Source organism: Tardiphaga sp. 841_E9_N1_2 (genome assembly GCF_051811065.1).
GTDB classification, from domain to species: domain Bacteria; phylum Pseudomonadota; class Alphaproteobacteria; order Rhizobiales; family Xanthobacteraceae; genus Tardiphaga; species Tardiphaga robiniae.
On record NZ_JBPWQC010000001.1, the window covers coordinates 5,511,721 to 5,529,533 of the forward strand.

The 17,813-nt window shown below is 61.7% G+C and carries 17 protein-coding genes; 5 read left to right on the forward strand and 12 right to left on the reverse strand.

The genetic code is table 11. The annotated features are described in order from the left end of the window. A complete protein-coding gene (locus tag AB8A50_RS26420) occupies positions 1-1,524 on the reverse strand; it encodes a flagellar hook-length control protein FliK (RefSeq protein ID WP_439079454.1) in 1,524 nt (507 codons plus the stop codon). A 320-nt stretch (positions 1,525-1,844) separates the two neighbouring features. Here AB8A50_RS26420 and mnmA point away from each other — a divergent pair, with 320 nt between their 5' ends. The 3 genes from mnmA to AB8A50_RS26435 are packed head-to-tail and all read left to right on the forward strand — an operon-like array spanning position 1,845 to position 4,120. Beyond that, a complete protein-coding gene (gene mnmA, locus AB8A50_RS26425; protein WP_439080038.1) occupies positions 1,845-3,041 on the forward strand; it encodes a tRNA 2-thiouridine(34) synthase MnmA in 1,197 nt (398 codons plus the stop codon). 17 nt (positions 3,042-3,058) lie between these two features. Next, a complete protein-coding gene (locus tag AB8A50_RS26430) occupies positions 3,059-3,697 on the forward strand; it encodes a class I SAM-dependent methyltransferase (protein WP_089262053.1) in 639 nt (212 codons plus the stop codon). A 51-nt stretch (positions 3,698-3,748) separates the two neighbouring features. After that, entirely contained in the window at positions 3,749-4,120 is a 372-nt protein-coding gene (locus AB8A50_RS26435; protein WP_439079455.1) for a hypothetical protein, read from the forward strand. Between the two features lie 15 nt (positions 4,121-4,135). Here AB8A50_RS26435 and AB8A50_RS26440 read toward each other — a convergent pair whose 3' ends face one another. The 9 genes from AB8A50_RS26440 to AB8A50_RS26480 all read right to left on the reverse strand — a co-directional run bounded on the left by AB8A50_RS26440 (position 4,136) and on the right by AB8A50_RS26480 (position 13,721). After that, positions 4,136-5,995: a bifunctional sugar phosphate isomerase/epimerase/4-hydroxyphenylpyruvate dioxygenase family protein gene (locus AB8A50_RS26440; protein WP_439079456.1), complete on the reverse strand. Its 1,860-nt coding sequence runs from the start codon at positions 5,993-5,995 to the stop codon at positions 4,136-4,138. Continuing rightward, complete coding sequence (locus tag AB8A50_RS26445) at positions 5,992-7,044, reverse strand: Gfo/Idh/MocA family protein (RefSeq protein ID WP_439079457.1); 1,053 nt, start codon at positions 7,042-7,044, stop codon at positions 5,992-5,994. Before AB8A50_RS26445 ends, AB8A50_RS26440 begins: the two co-directional genes overlap by 4 nt. Continuing rightward, entirely contained in the window at positions 7,041-7,781 is a 741-nt protein-coding gene (locus AB8A50_RS26450; protein WP_439057238.1) for an ABC transporter ATP-binding protein, read from the reverse strand. The genes AB8A50_RS26445 and AB8A50_RS26450 overlap by 4 nt, the downstream gene beginning before the upstream one ends. Positions 7,782-7,793: 12 nt before the next feature. Continuing rightward, positions 7,794-8,537 carry an ABC transporter ATP-binding protein gene (locus tag AB8A50_RS26455; RefSeq protein ID WP_439057239.1) on the reverse strand — a complete coding sequence of 248 codons (744 nt, stop codon included), beginning with the start codon at positions 8,535-8,537 and terminating at the stop codon, positions 7,794-7,796. After that, the gene (locus AB8A50_RS26460; RefSeq protein ID WP_089262043.1) at positions 8,534-9,529 is read right to left on the reverse strand and encodes a branched-chain amino acid ABC transporter permease; all 996 of its coding nucleotides are present in this window, start codon (positions 9,527-9,529) and stop codon (positions 8,534-8,536) included. The genes AB8A50_RS26455 and AB8A50_RS26460 overlap by 4 nt, the downstream gene beginning before the upstream one ends. Further along, on the reverse strand, positions 9,526-10,401 hold the full coding sequence (locus AB8A50_RS26465; protein ID WP_093759434.1) for a branched-chain amino acid ABC transporter permease: 876 nt from the start codon (positions 10,399-10,401) through the stop codon (positions 9,526-9,528). The genes AB8A50_RS26460 and AB8A50_RS26465 overlap by 4 nt, the downstream gene beginning before the upstream one ends. 183 nt (positions 10,402-10,584) lie before the next feature. Next, on the reverse strand, positions 10,585-11,727 hold the full coding sequence (locus AB8A50_RS26470) for an ABC transporter substrate-binding protein (protein WP_439079458.1): 1,143 nt from the start codon (positions 11,725-11,727) through the stop codon (positions 10,585-10,587). 60 nt (positions 11,728-11,787) lie between these two features. Beyond that, on the reverse strand, positions 11,788-12,678 hold the full coding sequence (locus AB8A50_RS26475) for a shikimate dehydrogenase (RefSeq protein ID WP_439062249.1): 891 nt from the start codon (positions 12,676-12,678) through the stop codon (positions 11,788-11,790). Positions 12,679-12,782: 104 nt separating this feature from the next. Then, entirely contained in the window at positions 12,783-13,721 is a 939-nt protein-coding gene (locus tag AB8A50_RS26480) for a LysR family transcriptional regulator (RefSeq protein ID WP_068733475.1), read from the reverse strand. 260 nt (positions 13,722-13,981) lie between these two features. Between AB8A50_RS26480 and AB8A50_RS26485 the strand changes: the two genes are divergently transcribed. Then, positions 13,982-15,193, forward strand: coding sequence for a glycosyltransferase (locus AB8A50_RS26485; RefSeq protein ID WP_439079459.1), 1,212 nt, complete (start codon positions 13,982-13,984; stop codon positions 15,191-15,193). Between the two features lie 10 nt (positions 15,194-15,203). On the opposite strand, the gene AB8A50_RS26490 is transcribed toward AB8A50_RS26485, so the two are convergent. After that, on the reverse strand, positions 15,204-15,626 hold the full coding sequence (locus tag AB8A50_RS26490) for a hypothetical protein (RefSeq protein WP_439079460.1): 423 nt from the start codon (positions 15,624-15,626) through the stop codon (positions 15,204-15,206). Between the two features lie 95 nt (positions 15,627-15,721). Then, a complete protein-coding gene (locus tag AB8A50_RS26495) occupies positions 15,722-16,402 on the reverse strand; it encodes a TetR/AcrR family transcriptional regulator (protein WP_439079461.1) in 681 nt (226 codons plus the stop codon). A 199-nt stretch (positions 16,403-16,601) separates the two neighbouring features. Between AB8A50_RS26495 and AB8A50_RS26500 the strand changes: the two genes are divergently transcribed. Then, the gene (locus tag AB8A50_RS26500) at positions 16,602-17,810 is read left to right on the forward strand and encodes an efflux RND transporter periplasmic adaptor subunit (RefSeq protein ID WP_439079462.1); all 1,209 of its coding nucleotides are present in this window, start codon (positions 16,602-16,604) and stop codon (positions 17,808-17,810) included. Positions 17,811-17,813 lie beyond the last annotated feature (3 nt).

Here is a 17,813-nt window from a genome sequence, read left to right on the forward strand (position 1 = left end):
TCAAATACTGATGTCGACGCCGCTGCTGGATCCCAGCATGCGGCCATAACCGCGGCCCGCAGCGATCGCAGGCACGGACTCGTCTTCGTGGATCACAAGGCGCTGGGCGTTGCGGCCCGAATTCTCGCCACTGTTCTGTTGCTGGCCTTGCGACTGATCGCGCAGGCTGAATTGTAGTCCGCTGTCGTTGGTCTTGAGGCCGGCCTGTTCGAGTGCGCGCTGCAGTTGCGGTGCATCCTGGCGCAACATGGTCAGGGTTTCCGGCTTCTCGACGGTGAGATGCGAGGTGACATTGCCATGCTTGTCGACTTCGAGGCGGACATCGATACGGCCAAGCTCGGCAGGGTCGAGCCGGATGTCGAAGCTGCTCTTGCCCGATTTGGCGTTCTGGGCGATCTCGACAGCGACGCCGTTCAAAGGCACGGGAGCGTTGGTCGCGATCGTGGCGGTCAATTGCGGGCTCGCAGCGGCAATCGGCGTCGGTGTGGTCTGCAACGGTTGCTGCTGCAAGCTATTGGTGGTCGGCGCAGCTACATCCGGTATTGCAGCCTGGGCGGTGTGTTCGGTACGACGCTCATGGGCAGCGCCAGCCGCAGGCTTTGCAGCTTCCGGTGCAACGGCGGTCGGGTCGGTTGCTACGCCATCGACGGGTTTGTCGCCCGGCTTGGCGTCCTTGCCGACTGTTGCCGCTGCGGCCGCGTCGACTGGCTGCGTGGACGTCGTCTCGGTGGTCTTGGTCTTGTCTTCTGATTTGACCTCAGCCGTTGATGCCGTTGCGGCATCGGCTGCGCTGGTCTTCTTCGCGCCGGCTTTGCCGCCCGCGGGTGTCGCGGATGCGATAAGTGCCGCGAAATTCGCTTCGGCTTCCGGGGCCGTCGATGCAGGCGCCGCTTCGGCGTCAACCGTTGCGGCTTCGGTCACTGCCGTCTGGGCTTTCAAAACGGCTGCAGCGATGGCGAGAGGCTGTGCAACGCCGGTGGTTTCGGGCGCTGTTGGAGCTACTGCAACATCGGTCGTGGCCGCAGGCACGGGGATCGCAACGGCGACGGCGGCAACCGCGACGGGTTTCTCGGTTGAGGCCGTTGCGTCGGCGTCGGTCGTTGCGCTCTTGTCGGTATCCTTGGACGGGGCGTCCTTGGTGTCGGTCTTGTCGCCCGTCTTCGCGTCGGCCTTGGAATCGACCTTCGTGTCGTTCGGGTCGCTCTTCTTCGCCTTGCGGGAGTCCTGCGCGGTATCGGCTGCCTGGGTGTCGCGGTCACGTGCATTGGCGGCCGCGTTGTCGGCGCGATCGTCGGACTGCCGTGTGCGGTCATTGCTCGAGGAGCGCGTGTCGTCGCGTCGTGCGGGTGCTGGCAGATCAGGCTGGGCGGCGGCTGCGCGGTCGCTATTGGCGCTGGCAACGGTGTTGCTGTCGACCAGCGAGCCGAAGCTGTCGGCGTCCGACCGCTGATCGTCGCGAGACGAATTCGATCGCGCGTTCTGAAACGAGACGTTTGAGACGATATCGGACGTGACGCTAACCACGGGCGGCCTTTCCAGAAGAGTTCTATCCTCCTTTCAGCAAGGACCGGGCCACCTCTCGTTTTATAAAAATATCTATATAAATCAGTATGTTGTAATTCGGGTGGAACCTCCGTGGGGACCGTCGCGGCATTATCTTTTCTGCCCGGCGGCAAGAATTGCCGTTTCCGGCGAGGCGCCGTGATTGATTGAGCGCAAGGCGGCCTATATTAAAGTGCCATATCCCAACCCATTGTCGGACCGACCTTAAGTTCCGGGATTTGGCTCCGTTTTCCTGATCGCGACGGTTTGCAGCCAGCGCGGTCGCATCAGTGACCGAAACCATGCTCAACAGTCTCGATCTCGAAGGCCGTCCGCAGGACACCAGGGTCGTGGTCGCCATGTCCGGCGGCGTCGACTCCTCGGCGACGGCTGCGCTGTTGAAGTCGCAGGGCTACGACGTCGTCGGTATTACGCTACAACTCTACGATCACGGCGCCGCCACCCATCGCAAGGGCGCCTGCTGCGCCGGCCGTGACATCCATGATGCCCGCGACGTCGCCGAGCGGATCGGGATCCCGCATTATGTGCTGGATTACGAAAGCCGGTTCCGCGAGTCCGTCATCGACAATTTCGCCGCGAGCTATGCCTCCGGCGAAACGCCGGTGCCGTGCATCGAGTGCAATCGTTCCGTCAAGTTCCGCGACCTGCTGGCGACCGCGCGCGATCTCGGCGCACAGGCGCTGGCGACCGGGCATTACGTGGCCTCACGCCGCCTTGCTGACGGCTCGCGCGCCATGGTCTGCGCTGCCGATGCCGATCGCGACCAGAGCTATTTCCTGTTCGCCACCACGCAGGATCAGCTCGATTATCTTCGCTTTCCGCTCGGCGACATGAGCAAGCCGCAGACCCGCGAATTGGCTCGGCAGTTCGATCTGTCGGTCGCCGACAAGCAGGACAGCCAGGACATCTGCTTCGTGCCGTCCGGCCGCTACACCGACGTGATTGAGCGTCTGAAGCCGAATGCGCTTGAACCGGGCGAGATCGTCGATATGGATGGCCATGTCATCGGCCGCCACGACGGCATTATCCACTTCACCATCGGTCAACGCCGCGGCCTCGGTATTGCAGCGAGCGCGCCGCTCTATGTGATCAAACTCGACGCCGTCACCCGGCGCGTGGTCGTCGGCCCGCGCGAGGCCTTGCGGATGCACCGCATTGTGCTGCGCGACGTTAACTGGATCGGCGGCGGGACGCTCGATAGCGCTGTTGGCAATGGCCTCGAGCTGTTCGTCAAGGTGCGCTCGACCCGTGGACCACAGCCGGCCTGGTTGCGTGCTGTGAATGGCGGCTACGAGATCGAACTGGTCGGCGGCGAGGAGGGCGTGTCGCCCGGTCAGGCCTGTGTGTTCTACGACGCGCCGGACGGTCAGGCCCGCGTGCTCGGCGGCGGCTTCATCAAGAGCGCTGCGGCGAAAAGCCCTGTCAGCACCTCCCCCCGCGATGCTAATGTCCCCGCCGTCGCAGCGATGCGTGTGTAAGAGTTCAGGGTAGGGGCATGGCTGGCGATATCGACCGCGCGGGGGTCGCGAAGGCTTACGGGCGCTGGGCGCCGATTTACGATCTCGTTTTTGGCAAGGTGTTCGATAGCGGTCGGCAATCGACGATTATCGAGGCCGATCGCATCGGCGGCCGCATCCTTGATGTCGGCGTCGGCACGGGTCTGTCGCTGGTCGATTACGCCCGCACCACGAAGATTTGCGGCGTCGATATTTCCGAGCCGATGCTGCGCAAGGCGCATGAGCGCGTCCGCACCCACAATCTCACCAATGTCGAAACGCTGGCGGTCATGGATGCGAAGAACCTCGCATTTCCCGACAATCATTTCGATGCCGTCGTGGCGCAATATGTCATCACTGCCGTACCCGATCCGGAAGCGACGCTGGACGATTTCATCCGTGTGTTGAAACCAGGCGGCGAGCTCATTCTCGTCAATCACATCGGCGCCGAAAGCGGTCCGCGCAAGATTTTCGAACTGGCCTTTGCGCCGCTGGCCCGCCGGCTCGGCTGGCGACCGGAATTTCCGTGGAAGCGGCTGGTGGACTGGGCAACGGTCCACGGCGGGATCACACTGGCCGAGCGGCGGCCGATGCCGCCGATGGGGCATTTTTCGCTGATCCGCTACATTAAATCCTGACTGTTGCAGCGCGAGGCCGGAACCTCCATTCGCGCCCGCGGTTTGCTCCGGATGCAGATCAAACAGTCGCTTGTCATCGCAGCTCTTGTCGTCGCCGGTTCCAGCGCTGCCTTCGCGCAGGCGCCGCCGACGCCTGCCACGCCTCCCGCACAGACCGCGCCACCGGCGGCCGAGCGTACAAATGCCAATTGTGCGCCGACACAAACGACCCCGCAGGGGACGATTGCTCCGAGCGGTACGACGACCGGCCAGAGCCCGGAGCCGTTGGGCGACAAGCTCGCAAAATCGGATGGCGTTTTGTGTCCGCCGAGCAATGTCGATCCCGCGATGCGGGCACGCGCGCCGAATTCAGATAGTAGCAATACGCCGGTGATTCCCCCGCCCGGCAGTCCCGGTGGCGATCAAAGCGTTCGGCCGAAGTAAGCCTTAACGAGTTCGTCAGGCGCGCGGCATCGAAACAGGCCGCGCGTCACGCGTTTGCGCGGCGAGCCGGATGCCTGCATTGGCCGCACCAAATCCCTGATAGTTGCGGCGCTCGACAATCTCGAAGAAGAAGCGCTCATCGAAGCTCGGCGTGTAGATCTGGAAGAATTCGCCGTCGCCTTCGCGATCATACAGGATCTGGTTGTCGCGTAGCGCAGCCATCAGCTCGGCATCGAGCCCATATTTGGCTTCCACGTCATCGTAATAATTGTCGGGAATGCGCAGGAATTTGGCGCCGCGTTTGCGCATATCGGCCACAGCAGCAAAGATATTGTCGCACAAGAACGCGATATGTTGCACGCCGGAACCGAAGAACTCCGAGATGAAGCGGTTCGACAGCGTACGCGTTGCGGATGATCCGTTCAGGATGACGCGCAGCGACTGATTGGCTGATATCAGCGCCTGGCTTTGCACGAGGCCGACCGGGTCAGGAATTTCCATCTGCGGCAGGCGCTGCAGGTCGAGAATGCCCGTGTAAAACAGAAGCCACGACAGCATCTCGTCATAGGGCATCGATTGCGAGATGTGATCGACGACGGAGAGATGGTCTGTACCGGCATTGCTCTGCAGCGGCTCGAAATCTACGTCCCAGTTCTTGCCGGCCGCTTCCAGGAAATAGAGAAGACTTCCGCCGACGCCGTGGATCGCCGGGATTTCCAGTTCGCCCGGTCCGACTGGCTGATAGAATGTCCGCGCCTGCAACGCTTCAGCGCGCGCCATGGCCTGCTTGGTATTGCCGACGTGCAGTGCGATGGCGCACACGCCGGGGCCATGCGTCACGTAATGCGAATGCGCGAAACCGTCCGGCTCTGAATTGATCACGAGTTCGATGGTGCCCTGCGACCAGCGTTCGACGTCCTTGCTGCGATGAGCGCCGGTCTTGCGAAACCCGAGCTGGCCAAGCAGCGTTGCGAGGTCCGCGGCCTTGGTCTCGTTGACAGCGAATTCGATGAAGCCGACGCCGCGGGTGGATGTCTTTGGCTGCAGGGCGTCGGCGGGTGTCTTTGCCAGTTGATCCTGCAACAGGATCAGCGAGCGCAATCCGTCAGTGGCGGTGCGAACGGCAGAGCCTGCGCGGAACTGATCGTTGAAAATCTCGAGCGACCACGCGCCGCTATAGCCGGTGGCTTGCACCGCTTCCATGAACTCAGCCACGGGCAGGTCGCCCTGACCGGGGAAGCAGCGGAAGTGCCGGCTCCAGGACAAGACATCGAGGCCCAGCTTCGGCGCGTCGGCGAGTTGCACCAGAAAGATTTTATCGGCCGGGATGGATGCAATGGCGCTGACGGGAAATGCCGGAGCCAGTGCATGGAAGCTGTCGAGGATCACGCCGATGGACGGGTGATTGGCGCGGCGCACGATCTCCCAGGCATCGCGATAGTCGTTGACATGAGCGCCCCATGCGAGCGCTTCGAAGCCGACACGCATGCCATGCTTCGCGGCGAGGTCCCCAAGCTCGCGAAAATCCGCTGCGGCTCGGTCGATACCGCCAAGCGAGGCCGGCGAGATGTTGCTGCAGATCAGCATCAAGTCCGTCTGCAACTCTTTCATCAGGTCGAACTTGCGCGCCGCGCGCGCGAAGTTGCGGCTGCGCTGCGGCTCCGGCATGCCCTCGAAGTCGCGGAACGGCTGGAAGGCGCAGATGGTCAGGCCGAGATCGCGGCACATCTGGCCGACGTCCCTTGGGCTTCCATTGAAGGACAGAAGGTCCGCTTCAAAGATCTCGACCTCGTCGAAGCCGGCAGCAGCGATGGCGCGGAGTTTTTCGTCCAGTGCGCCTGATAGCGAGACGGTGGCGATTGAGAGCTTGGTCATGCAGCCTGCTCCACGATCTGGCCGGGCGAGACGCACATGCCGGTGCGCGCTGCTTGCTGTACGGCTTCAACAACAGCGAGCGTACCCATGGCATCCTCGACAGTAATAAAGGGCGCTTCGCGACGGGCGATGACGGCGAGGAAATGCCGGAGCTGTTCGGCCAGCGGATCGTCATTCGCCGCGACAAGATCGGTGCGGGCGAGCGGCGTGAACCAGCCGCTGGCATCGGGATAGGACCACAGCTCCATGGTCGGCACGGAGAGCGAGCCCTTCGTGCCGGCAAACAGATAGCAGGGCTGGTTTTCGCGGGCGTAGGCGGTGTTTTCGCCGGACGACAATTCCCAGCTCCATGGCGCCGGTGTGGCATCGGACACCGTCACCGTGCCGAGCGCGCCATTGGCGAATCGCAGCAGCGCCGCAGTATCTTCGACCGCGAAGCCGCGCGCTTTGTTCGAGGTCAGCGCCTGCACGTGGACGATCTCGCCGCAGATGAAGCGTAGATTGTCGAGGTCATGCACCAGGTTGATCAGGACCGGACCGCCACCCGGCTCGCGTCGCCATGCGACGTCGAAATAATCGTCAGGCTTCTTCAGCAGCCACAGCCCGACCACGGCGGTGAGTTGACCGATCTGCCCGGCAGCAATCGCGTCACGTATCGCCTTGATGCGTGGATTGTGACGGCGATGATGGCCGACCAGCACCGGTACGCCGGAACGCTTGGTAGCCCGAAGCAACTCCTGCGCGGCCATCACGGTGTCGGTGACCGGCTTTTCCACCAGCGCCGGGATGCCGTGTTCGATGCAGTCCAGCGCCATCGCCAGATGCAGCGCGTTCGGGGAAGCGACAATCAGGCCGTCGGGCTGCGCTTCTTCAAGCAGTTCGCGATGGTCGGCATACCAGTCGATGCCGCGCGCCGACGCGAATGCTTTCGCTTCGGGCGAGGGGTCGGCGATCCCCGCGACGACGCAATCCCTTGAGGCCTCGATCAGCTGGACATGCCTGCGGCCGATCGCGCCTGCGCCCGCCACGCCGATCTGCATCGTGTTCATGCCGCGGTCTCCGTCATGGCGCCGCCGAGGAACAACTGTCCGATGCGCGGATCGTTGAGCACACGGTCGGCCTTGTCCATCAAGCGGGTCTGGCCGAGTTCGAGCACGATGCCGAAATCGGAAATCTCCAGGGCCGAGCGTGCATTCTGCTCGATCATCAGGATCGAGACGCCGCGGTCACGCAACTCCTTCAGGATGTTGAAGGTCTGCAGCACCATCAGCGGCGACAGCCCAATGGAAGGTTCATCGATCAGCACCAGCTGTGGATTGAGCAGCAGGCCGCGAGCGATTTCGAGCTGCTTCTGCTCGCCGCCGGATAGCGTCGAGGCCTGTTGCTTCGCCTTGGTGCGCAGCACGGGGAATTTATCGAGAGCGGCCTCGATACGAGCCGGCAGATCGGTGATGTCGCGGCCGGCGGCGACGGCACCAAGCTCGATATTGTGACGGACCGTGAGTTCCGGGAAGATGTTGCGGCCCTGCGGGACATAGCAGATGCCTGCCGTCAGCAGTGCGCGCTGGCTGAGACCGGTGACATCCTTGCCTTTGAATATGACTTTACCTTCGCGCAACTTCAGCAGACCGAAGATCGCCTTGAACACCGTGGACTTGCCGGCGCCGTTTGGCCCGATGACGGTGGTGATCGACCCACCCGGCACCGAGAAGGTGGTGCCATTCAAGATCGTCATCTTGCCGTAGCCGCCGACAAGGTTCTGAACGTCCAGGATTGCATCGCTCATAGCGTTATATCCTCAATGTCCCAAATAGGCTTCGATCACGGCAGGATTGGCGCGGATTTCGTCCGGTCGCCCCACCGCAAGAACCTTGCCTTCGGCCATCACCATCACGCGTGTGCAGAGCGACATCACGAATTCCATGTTGTGCTCGATGACAACGAAAGTGGCGCGCTTCTCCCGGTTGATCGCCGCGAGGCGATCCTTGAGATCCGCGAGCATGGTCAGGTTGACGCCGCCGGCAGGCTCGTCGAGCAGCACGAGGCGCGGTCCGCCCATGAAGGCCATCGCGGCATCGAGCAGTTTCTGCTGGCCATAAGAGAGGCCGCCGGCGGGCTCGTCGGCGAGATGGTCGAGCTTGAAGAAGCCGATCATCTGGTTGGCCGCCTCGGTCAGTCCGGCATCGGATGGGCCGAGCAGGCGCGAGAACATGTTACCCTGGTGCTCCTGACCGGCAAGGATCAGGTTTTCGCGCACCGACAGCTTCGGGAATACCTGCAGCAATTGAAACGTGCGGCTGACACCGAGGCCGTTCAGCTCTGACGGCCGCATGCCGGTGACCACCTTGCCGTCGACCTTCACTTCGCCGGCGCTTGGCGTGAGCTGGCCGAGGATGCAGTTGAACAAAGTGGACTTGCCGCAGCCGTTCGGCCCGATCAGGCCGAGGATTTCGCCTTCCTGCACATCGAACGAGACGCCGTTGACGGCGGTGATGCCGCCAAAGCTCTTGCGGATATTGCTGACTTCGAGAACCGCGGTCATGGCGCTGTTTCCAGTTTCGCTTTGGCGACCGCACGTAATGCGGACGCTGCCTTGGTGCGGCGTTCGGAGATGTAACGATCGAGAATGCCGAGAATACCGGTGGGTGAGTAGATCAGCAGCAGGATCACTGCGATGGCATAGAGCATCAGATAGTAACCCTGCGTGAAGCGCAGCCATTCAGGCAACAGCACGGCGATCATCGCGCCAAGGAACGGCCCGAAGAAGAAGCCGGAGCCGCCGACGATCACCATCATCAAGAGATCGAGCGACAGCGACAGGTGGAACGGTACGGGATCGACATATTGGGTCAACGGCGCATAGAGCGTGCCGGCGACACCGCCGAGCGCGGAGCCGATCGCAAAGGCCATCAGCGTATAGCGCCTTGTGTCGATGCCGAGCGAGAGCGCACGAACGGGATTTTCGCGCAGCGCAATGAAAGCGCGGCCCCACGGCGAACGGATCAGCCACCAGACGGCCAGTGAGACGATGCCGAGCGATCCCAGACAGACATAATAGAACGGCAACGGCCGCCGCGTCGGATAGCCGAAAATCTCCGGGCGAGGGATGTTGCTGATGCCGTAGATGCCCTTGGTCAGCCAATCCTCGTTCCGAAACACGAGAAAAGCGAGCGTCGAAAAGGCGAGGGTGACAAAAGCCAGATAGTGATGCTGTACACGGAGCGCGGGGTAACCGAGAATCCAGCCGATGGCGAAGCACAGCACGATGGCAACGCCGAGCGCTCCGATGAGCGGCAGACCATTCGATGTCATGATCGCAGCCGTATAAGCGCCGATGCCGACAAAGGCGCCCTGCGCCAGCGAAACCTGCCCGGCATAGCCGAGCGTGAGGTTAAGCCCCATGGCGGCGATGGTCATCACCGCCCACTGGCTCAGGATGAACAGACCGTAGCGGTTGAAATTCATCGGGACGATGATCAGCGCGGCAATGACAACGATGCCGAAGCCGATCTTGAGGGTCTTCGCCGCGGTCATACGGTGCGCTCCTCGGGCCGGCCGAGCATGCCCTGTGGCCGAAACAGAATGATCGCGATCAGCAGAACCAATGGCACGGCGGCACGATACTGGGTGGAGACATAGGCGGCTGACAGATTGTCGACGACGCCGATCAGCAGGCCGCCGGCAATGGCGCCGCGGACCTGGTTGAAGCCGCCGACAATGGCGGCGATGAATGCGGCCTGGCCAAGCACTTCGCCGTTGGAGAATTTAGCGAGATAGATCGGAGTGATGAGGAGTGAAGCCAGCGCGACCAGAAACGCGTTGATCAGGAAGGTCAGCAGGATCATGCGTTCAACGGGCACGCCGATGATGCGCGCGACGGTAGGGTTTTGCGCGGCAGCCTGCATCTGGTGACCGATGGAGGTGCGGTTCAGCAGCGTTGTCAGGCCGAGCACGGCGAGAATCGCCAGCACCAGCACGCCAATGCTCTGCAAGGCGACGACGCGGCCGAAAATCGTGACGTCACCGCCCGGGATGATCGATGGAAATGGCGAGGCTTCGGCACTCCAGAATTGCTTGGCGGCTTCCTTGATGCCGATGGCCAGGGCCATGGTCGCAATCGCCAGCGGCAGCACGCCATGGCGTAGCATCGGATCGACCAGCAGCATCTTGAAGCCAAGCCCGAGCAGCAGCAGCGATAGCGCAATGCCGATCAGGATCGCCAGCCAGAACGGTGCGCCAGCATGCATCACCGCCAGCATCAGGAAGGCCGGTAACATGACGAATTCGCCCTGTGCGAAATTGATGGTCTGCGAGGTCTGCCACAGCAGCGTGAAGCCGACGGCGACGATGGCGTAGATCGCCCCGGTGGCAAGACCTGCGATGAGGAGATCGAGAAGGTTGGACATGTGGTTCTCCAAATGGCCGGCAGCTAAAGCACCGGCCGCGCGCTCCCTCGCCCCGCTTGCGGGGAGAGGGCTGGGGTGAGGGGTTCTTGCAAGTAAAACACTCGCTCCCCCTCACCCGAAGCCTCGCTTCCGCTCGGCTCCGACCTCTCCCCGCAAGCGGGGAGAGCTTAAGTACGCGAGGCCTCAGTTGCCGAGCTTTGGCAGCACCTGCTTGACGACCTGCTTGCCCTCGACGATCTCGACGAGGAAACCCTGTCTATCGATGTCGCCATTGGCGTCGAAGGTCGCGTCCATCAGGATGCCCGGCTCCTTGGCGGCGGTGATTGTGAAGCCGTGCAGGGCATCGGCGAAGCCCTTGGAATCGACCTTGCCCATCTTCTCGGTGGTGGCCTTGATCATGTAGATCGCGAGCCAGCCCTTGAGGCCGTTATGGTCTGGGACGTAGTTGTACTTCTTCACGAACTTGTCGCGGAACGCCTTGATCAGTTCGACCGGCGCGTCGGTGGTGAGGCCGACATGGCCGCGCGCGCCATTGGCCGCGTCGCCGGCGAGTTCGACGACCTTCTGTCCGACCAGCGTGGTTTCGCCGACTAGCGGCACATTGATGCCCTGGCGTTTCAGCTCCTTGAGTATGCGCGCGCTCTCTTCTTCGTTGACGTAAACGAAGACTGCATCCGGCGCTGCCGACTTGATCTTGCTGACATCGGCCGCGAAGTCGGCCTGGCCGGCTTCGGTGGAGAGATCGGCCGCGACCTTGATATTGTATTTGGCGAATTCCTTGCTGATGGAATCGCGCCCGCCCTTGCCGAAGTCATTGTTAACCCAAACGATGGCGACCGACTTCGCCTTCAATTCGTCGTTGATGTATTTGGCGACCTTGGGCATCGACGACTGCTGGCCAAACGACGTCCGGAACAGAAACTTGTTGCCGGCTGTCGTGAGTTCAGCGGCTTCGCCGCCCATGATCTGCGCGATGCCGGCTTCGGCGGCGAGCGGCGCAGTGACCTTCACCGAACCGGAATAGCCGGGCCCGAGCAGCACATAAGGTTCGGCGTCCAGTGCCTTCTGAACCTGTGCGCGGGCGACACCGGGGTTCGATTGCGAGTCTGCGTGGGTCACTTCCAGCTTGCGGCCGAGCACGCCGCCCTTGGAGTTGATCTCCTCGATCGCGAGATCGATGCCGTTCTTCCAGTTGGTGCCGACGGTGGCGCCGCCGCCGGACAATTCGGCGACATTGGCGAGTTTAATAGGGGCTCCGGACTGCGCGATGGCAGCACCGGTCAATACAGTCGCGAGCAGGGCGCTCGCCAAAAACACTGGCTTCATGGAATCCTCCTGTTGCTATTGTTGTGTTTGTGGGCGCGGCCTTATGAGCGGCCGCTTCATTCAGGCTGCGTTTGGTGTCGGGTACCTTTTGACCATGACGGCGTCGAAAGCAATTCCCATTTCAGTCGGTGAAGGCGCAAATCCTGTAAACAACTCAAAGGCATCGGCGGCTTGGTAGATCGCCAGATCGCGGCCGGTCATGACCGGCGCGCCTTTTGCCTTGGCCGCGTTGAGCAGCGGCGTCCACAGCGGGGAATACACGGCATCCGCAACCCACGCTTCCGCATGCAGCAGCGCATCGGGCACTGGCGTGCCGCGGTTGGGCAACATGCCGATCGGTGTGCCGTTGACGATGCCGACCGCGCCGCGAACGGCGTCATCGACGCTGTCCGCCACGCGGATGCTTTGCTTGTTATGGAGCAGCGAAACGAGATGCCGGGCCTTGGCCGCGTCCGTATCGAAGATCCTGATCTCGGAAACGCCGAGATCAGCCAGCGCAAAGGCGATGGCCTTGCCGACGCCGCCGGTGCCGATGACCGCGACCGGGCCGTGGTTGGAATTGGCGACCAGTTGCCTGGCGGCCCGTGCAAAGCCCGTGGTGTCGGTGTTGTGGCCAGTCAGCCTGCCGTCGCGGACCACGACCGTGTTGACGGCGCCGATGGCCTCGGCCCCGGGCGAGAGCTCGTCGAGCAGATCGACCACGGCTTCCTTATAGGGGAAGGTCACGTTTATGCCGGCAAAACCGAGGCGACGGACGCCGTCCAGAACGGCGCGCAAATCGCCGCGGTCGGCACCGGCGATTTCGATCAGCTGATAGTGACAGCGGGCGCCCATGGCCTCGGCGGCCCGCTCGTGCATCGCCGGTGACGCTGAATGCGCGATCGGCGCGCCGAGCAGGCCGGTGAGGAAACGTTGGCCCGTCGCCGGGGTATGGGGCGTCGAAGAGGTCATGAACGGATGGCCAATACTGTCAATCATCATCAGAAACAGGACAGAAGATAGCGCGGCGGCGATCTAACACAATTACCCCGTTATACAACAAACATAACATGATGTTATTTTTTACGGACGCGCGAGGCCGGCTTTGCTGCGGCAATTTTGTGAGAGCCGACTGCGCGCATCTCGGTGCGCAGGCAGTCGATAAAATGCTCGATATGCAGTGACAGCGGCGCGCCGCGTTTCACGGCGACATAGGTATCGAACCGGGTCGGCTCGACGATGCGGATCACCTCGACGCCGGGATAGCCGCCATGGGCCACCGTGAACTGGTCGATGACCGCGATGCCCAATCCTGCCTTCACCAGGGCGCAGACCGTGGTGCCAAATCTCGCCCGGATGGTGATGTCGTATTTGAGTTTATTGCGGGCGAAGATCTCGGCCATGATCCGACCGTAGGGGTCGTTGGGGTCGATGCCGATGAGGGGATACCGGATGATCTCCTTGGCCGACACCTGCTTGCGACCTGCGAGTTCGTGTCCCTCCGGCACGATGCAGAACAATTCGCCGGACGCCAGCGGCATGAAGTCGAGCCCGGGATGTTCGAGCCGATAGCTCATGGCGACGCAGTCGCCGCGACCGAGCAGCAGATAGTCGATCGCCTCCTCAAGCTTGAGAATGTTGATGTCGATCCGCAGACCGGGATAACGCCGCCGCACCTGCTCGATGGCACGTGGCACCATCACCTGCGAGATACTGGGAACCGATCCGATGCGCAATTCCGACAGTGTTCCGTGGCCGATCTTCGAGATGATCTCGGTGAGATCGTCGACTTTCTTGTAAACACCGTTGATCTGCTCGAAAATATTCTGCGCTTCAGGCGTCGGGAAGTAGCGTCCGTTCTGACGCTGGAAGAAGCGGATGCCGAGCGACTTCTCGGTGTATTTGACCAGGCGGCTGATGCCTGGCGCGGACACATTCAGGAGTTTGGCAGCGCCGCCAATGGTGCCCGTCACCATGACGGCGCGGATCACTTCAACCTGGCGTAACGTCATCATGCGCAAGAACTCTCGTTATGCTGAATGGCGCGGATGGTGCGCCAGAATGCGCGCTCGTCTGCCCTGGATGGATATGGTGCCGTCCGCGTCCGCGAACCCGGTAGCATTTTCCAGAGGTTATCAGAACACATCTGAATTGATTCAATTTTTACCGACAGTTCGCAATCGAATTAACGCAAGTTGTAGGAGTGGATTGTAGAAGGGGCGCATTGGTCTATTTTCAGGTCAGCCCACATTCGTCGTTCCGCCGTTGAGGTCCTATGCGCGTCGCTGTCGTCCACGATTGGCTCTACACGCTGGGCGGTGCCGAGCAGGTGCTGCGCGAGATATTGCAGTGCTATCCGGAAGCGGATGTGTTCACGCTGTTCGATGTGCTGACGCCGGAAGATCGCGCCAAGATTGGCTTTAAGAAGGCGCGTACCAGCTTCCTGCAGAAGATGCCGTTCATCCGCAAACGTCATCGGTCATATTTGCCACTCATGCCGATCGCGATCGAGCAGTTCGATCTGTCAGGTTACGACCTGGTTATTTCCAGCAGCTATGCGGTGGCCAAGGGCGTGATCACCGGCCCGAACCAGCTTCACGTGTCCTATGTGCATTCGCCGATGCGTTATGCGTGGGATCTGCAGCACGCTTATCTGAATGAAAGCGGTTACACCGCTGGCATCAAGAGCGCGTTGGCACGGGCGCTGCTGCACCGGATCCGGATCTGGGACGTGCGTACGGCCCATGGGCCGGACGCCATGCTGGCGAATTCCAATTTCGTCGCCAAGCGGATCAAGAAGGTCTATGGCCGCGACGCCAAGGTCATCTACCCGCCGGTGACCATGTCGAAGCTGCCGCCTGATCTGCCTACCGGAGACCACTTCCTCGCGGCAAGTCGTCTGGTGCCCTACAAGAAGATCGAAGCCGTGATCCAGGCCTTTGCCGAACTGCCGGATCAGAAGCTGATCGTTGCAGGCGACGGCCCGGATGCGGAGCGGTTAAAGGCAATCGCCGGCCCGAACGTGACATTCGTCGGCTTCGTCAGTGATGAGAAGCTGCGCGAATTGATGGCGACGGCGCGTGCCTTCGTCTTTGCCGCCGAGGAAGACTTCGGGATCATCGTTGTCGAAGCGGAATCCGAAGGTGCGCCGGTTCTGGCGTTCGGCCGCGGCGGCGCGCGCGAGACGGTCTCTGCCTCTCCGGAATTGCGCACCGGCATGTTTTTCGATTCCAACGAGCCGAAGGCGATTGCGGAATGCGTCCGTGCCTTTGTAGCGAATGAAAGCTCATTTTTGCGTGCTGACTGCCGGATGCAGGCCGAGAAATTCTCGGCTGAGCGTTTCCGCAACGAACTGATGTCATTTGTGAACGACCACATGCGGACATTCAGCGGTGAGCGGCGGCGCAATCGCGATGGCAGTTCGCCGGATGCGGCGGGCTTCAAGCGGCGTTGGAGCGATGCCAAGGATTCCGCCCGAAGCGAATAGGCATCTGCCGTTACGATGACGCCCGCGACGCGGGGCCTTTGTAATCCGGAAACCGCGACAGCATGGCGGTCTTCAGGAACTTGAAGTGCGAGATGCTGACAGCAAGGTCGCGCAACCGGCGCTGGCCGTTTGAAATTTCGGTCTCGAACAGGTCCAGGTGATCGCTGTCGAGCTTCTCCCGGGTCAGATACTCATCGTCCCCATTGCCGAAGGTTACAGCCGCGCGCGCCAGCACATCGTCGACGCGGCGGGTGAGGCCGGCCTGCTCGGCTTCGGCATTGCTGAGTGCGCTATCGAGGGCCGAAAGGACGTAATCCAGCCGCTCGCGATCAGTTTCGGCATCGCGTTCAGCCGAACGCGCCCTGAACTCACGCTCGCCGACAAGGCTGCGAAGATAGTTCCGGGCACGGGCCCGCAGGAACATCTGGAACATGCCGTATCCGGTCCAAGCGCGCGCGGCGGTATGCCGCGCAATGGCGCAGCTTGGCCGATTATGGTGATCAATCGGTTAAGAAATCGGATACCTGATCAGGCAGGCTTGCAGAACATCGCGATCGCCAACTCGATCCGCGTGTTGAGCATGCGCCGGTTGAGGCGATAGCTGTTATCCGCCATCAGCCTGAAGTGATCATTGGCGAACACGATTCCGAGCAGCATTTCGGAGACCTGCTTGATGGGCTGATCGCGCAGCTCGGACCGGAGCGTCACGCGCTTAAGGGCCTCTACCACGTCCTTGGCGCCCAGTTCGAAGATGACCTCGGCGAAGATGCCGGCGATATCCGGGGAGAGCAGGCGCTCGCTGATGATCAGCCGATGCAGTGCTATTTCGTCGGGTGCTAGCGCGATATCGACGATGTGCTTCAGGGATAACCTTAACCGGTCGATCGGCGTGCCCTTGGTTTCTACGTGACTGAAACGAACCTGCGGCAGGCTGCCCAGCAGCATCGCGCGGAACAGCTCGCTCTTGCTGGCGAACATCTTGTAGAGCGTTTTCTTCGACATGCCGGCGGCGCCAGCGATGTCATCCATGGTGGTCGCCGCGAAGCCCTTCAACGTGAAGGTTGCTTTGGCGACCGTGAGCAGATGCTCGGTGCGTTCGTCGGACCGCGAAGCCGAAGTGCTCGATGCGGCAGGACTCGCCGGCGGCAGACGCGTTGCCTGCGACAAAGTGCCATCGCGATTCTTCCTCGCACTTGCTGGTGCAACCATTGCGCATCGATCCTGTTAACCGAGGCCGTCTCACAAACGCTTGAGCAGCGACTTCCCACGCAGTATAGCGCTTGACTTCCCGAAAGGAAACTACCAAGTTTCCTGTACGGAAACCGAAGAGTTTCCACATATTTCCAACGGCGACGTCGTCCGCGATTTGCGTGGATGCCGGACGCCGTTTTGCATTGGTGAACTGATGATGAGTCTTGGATTTGTGCGCCCTTTCGCCCTGGTTGGCCTGCTGGCGCTCGCGGGATGTGGCGAAGCGAAGAAGGAAGCTGCGACTCCGCCGGCGCCTGAAGTTGGCGTCCTGGTTCTGAAGACGCGGGAGGCGCCGGTCTCCACCGTGCTTCCCGGCCGGGTCAATGCCTATCAGGTCTCGGAAGTGCGGCCGCAGGTTACGGGAATCCTGCAGAAGCGAAACTTTGTCGAAGGTTCGGAAGTGAAAGCAGGCGATCTTCTCTATGAGATCGACCCGGTTCAATATCAGGCTGCGCTCGAAAGCGCGGAGGCTGCAGTTCTGAAGGCGCAAGCCAATCTCGTGAGCGTGCGGCTCAAGGCCGAGCGCAAGACGCAGTTGCTCAAGACCAATGCCGCCAGTCAGCAGGATGTCGACGATGCCGTCGCCACCTTCAAGCAGGGCGAAGCCGATCTGAAGGCTGCCGAGGCCAATCGTGATACCGCAGCGATCGCGCTCGACCGCACGAAGGTGACCGCCTCGATCTCAGGTCGCATCGGAAAGTCGTCGATCACGCCGGGGGCCTTGGTCACCGCGAGCCAGGCCAGTGCGTTGACTACGATCCAGCAACTCGATCCGATCTATGTGGATCTCGATCAATCGACCTCGGAAATGGAGCGGCTGCGCTCGCAGCTTCAGAGCGGCCGGTTGAAGCAGCCGGATGGCCAAGTCCAGATCGAGCTGTTGCTGGAGAACAGCAAGACTTACGACCAGAAGGGCAAATACAGCTTCACCGATTCCAGCGTGAATGAGGCGACCGGTTCGGTCAGCACCCGCGCCATCTTCGCAAATCCAAACCGGGCGCTATTGCCTGGCATGTATGTGCGTGCGCGCGTTGTAGCCGGTGTCGATCCCACTGCGATCATGATCCCGCAGCGTGCGGTGTCGCGTAATCCGCTCGGGCAAGCGACCGCCATGTTCGTCGACAAGGACGGCAAGGTCGAGCAGCGCATTATCGAAGTCGCTCAGGCGATCGGCAACAACTGGCTTGTCGAACGCGGCGCTGCCTCGGGCGATCGCGTGATCATCGACGGATTGCAGAAGGTCAAGCCGGGCGCCAATGCCCGGACTGTCGAGGTGACCGTCGATCCCGCCACCGGCCTGACCCTCAATCCCGGCAAGCAGGCTGACGCGGGCCCCGACGCTGCGCCCGCGGCCCGCAAGGAATAACGG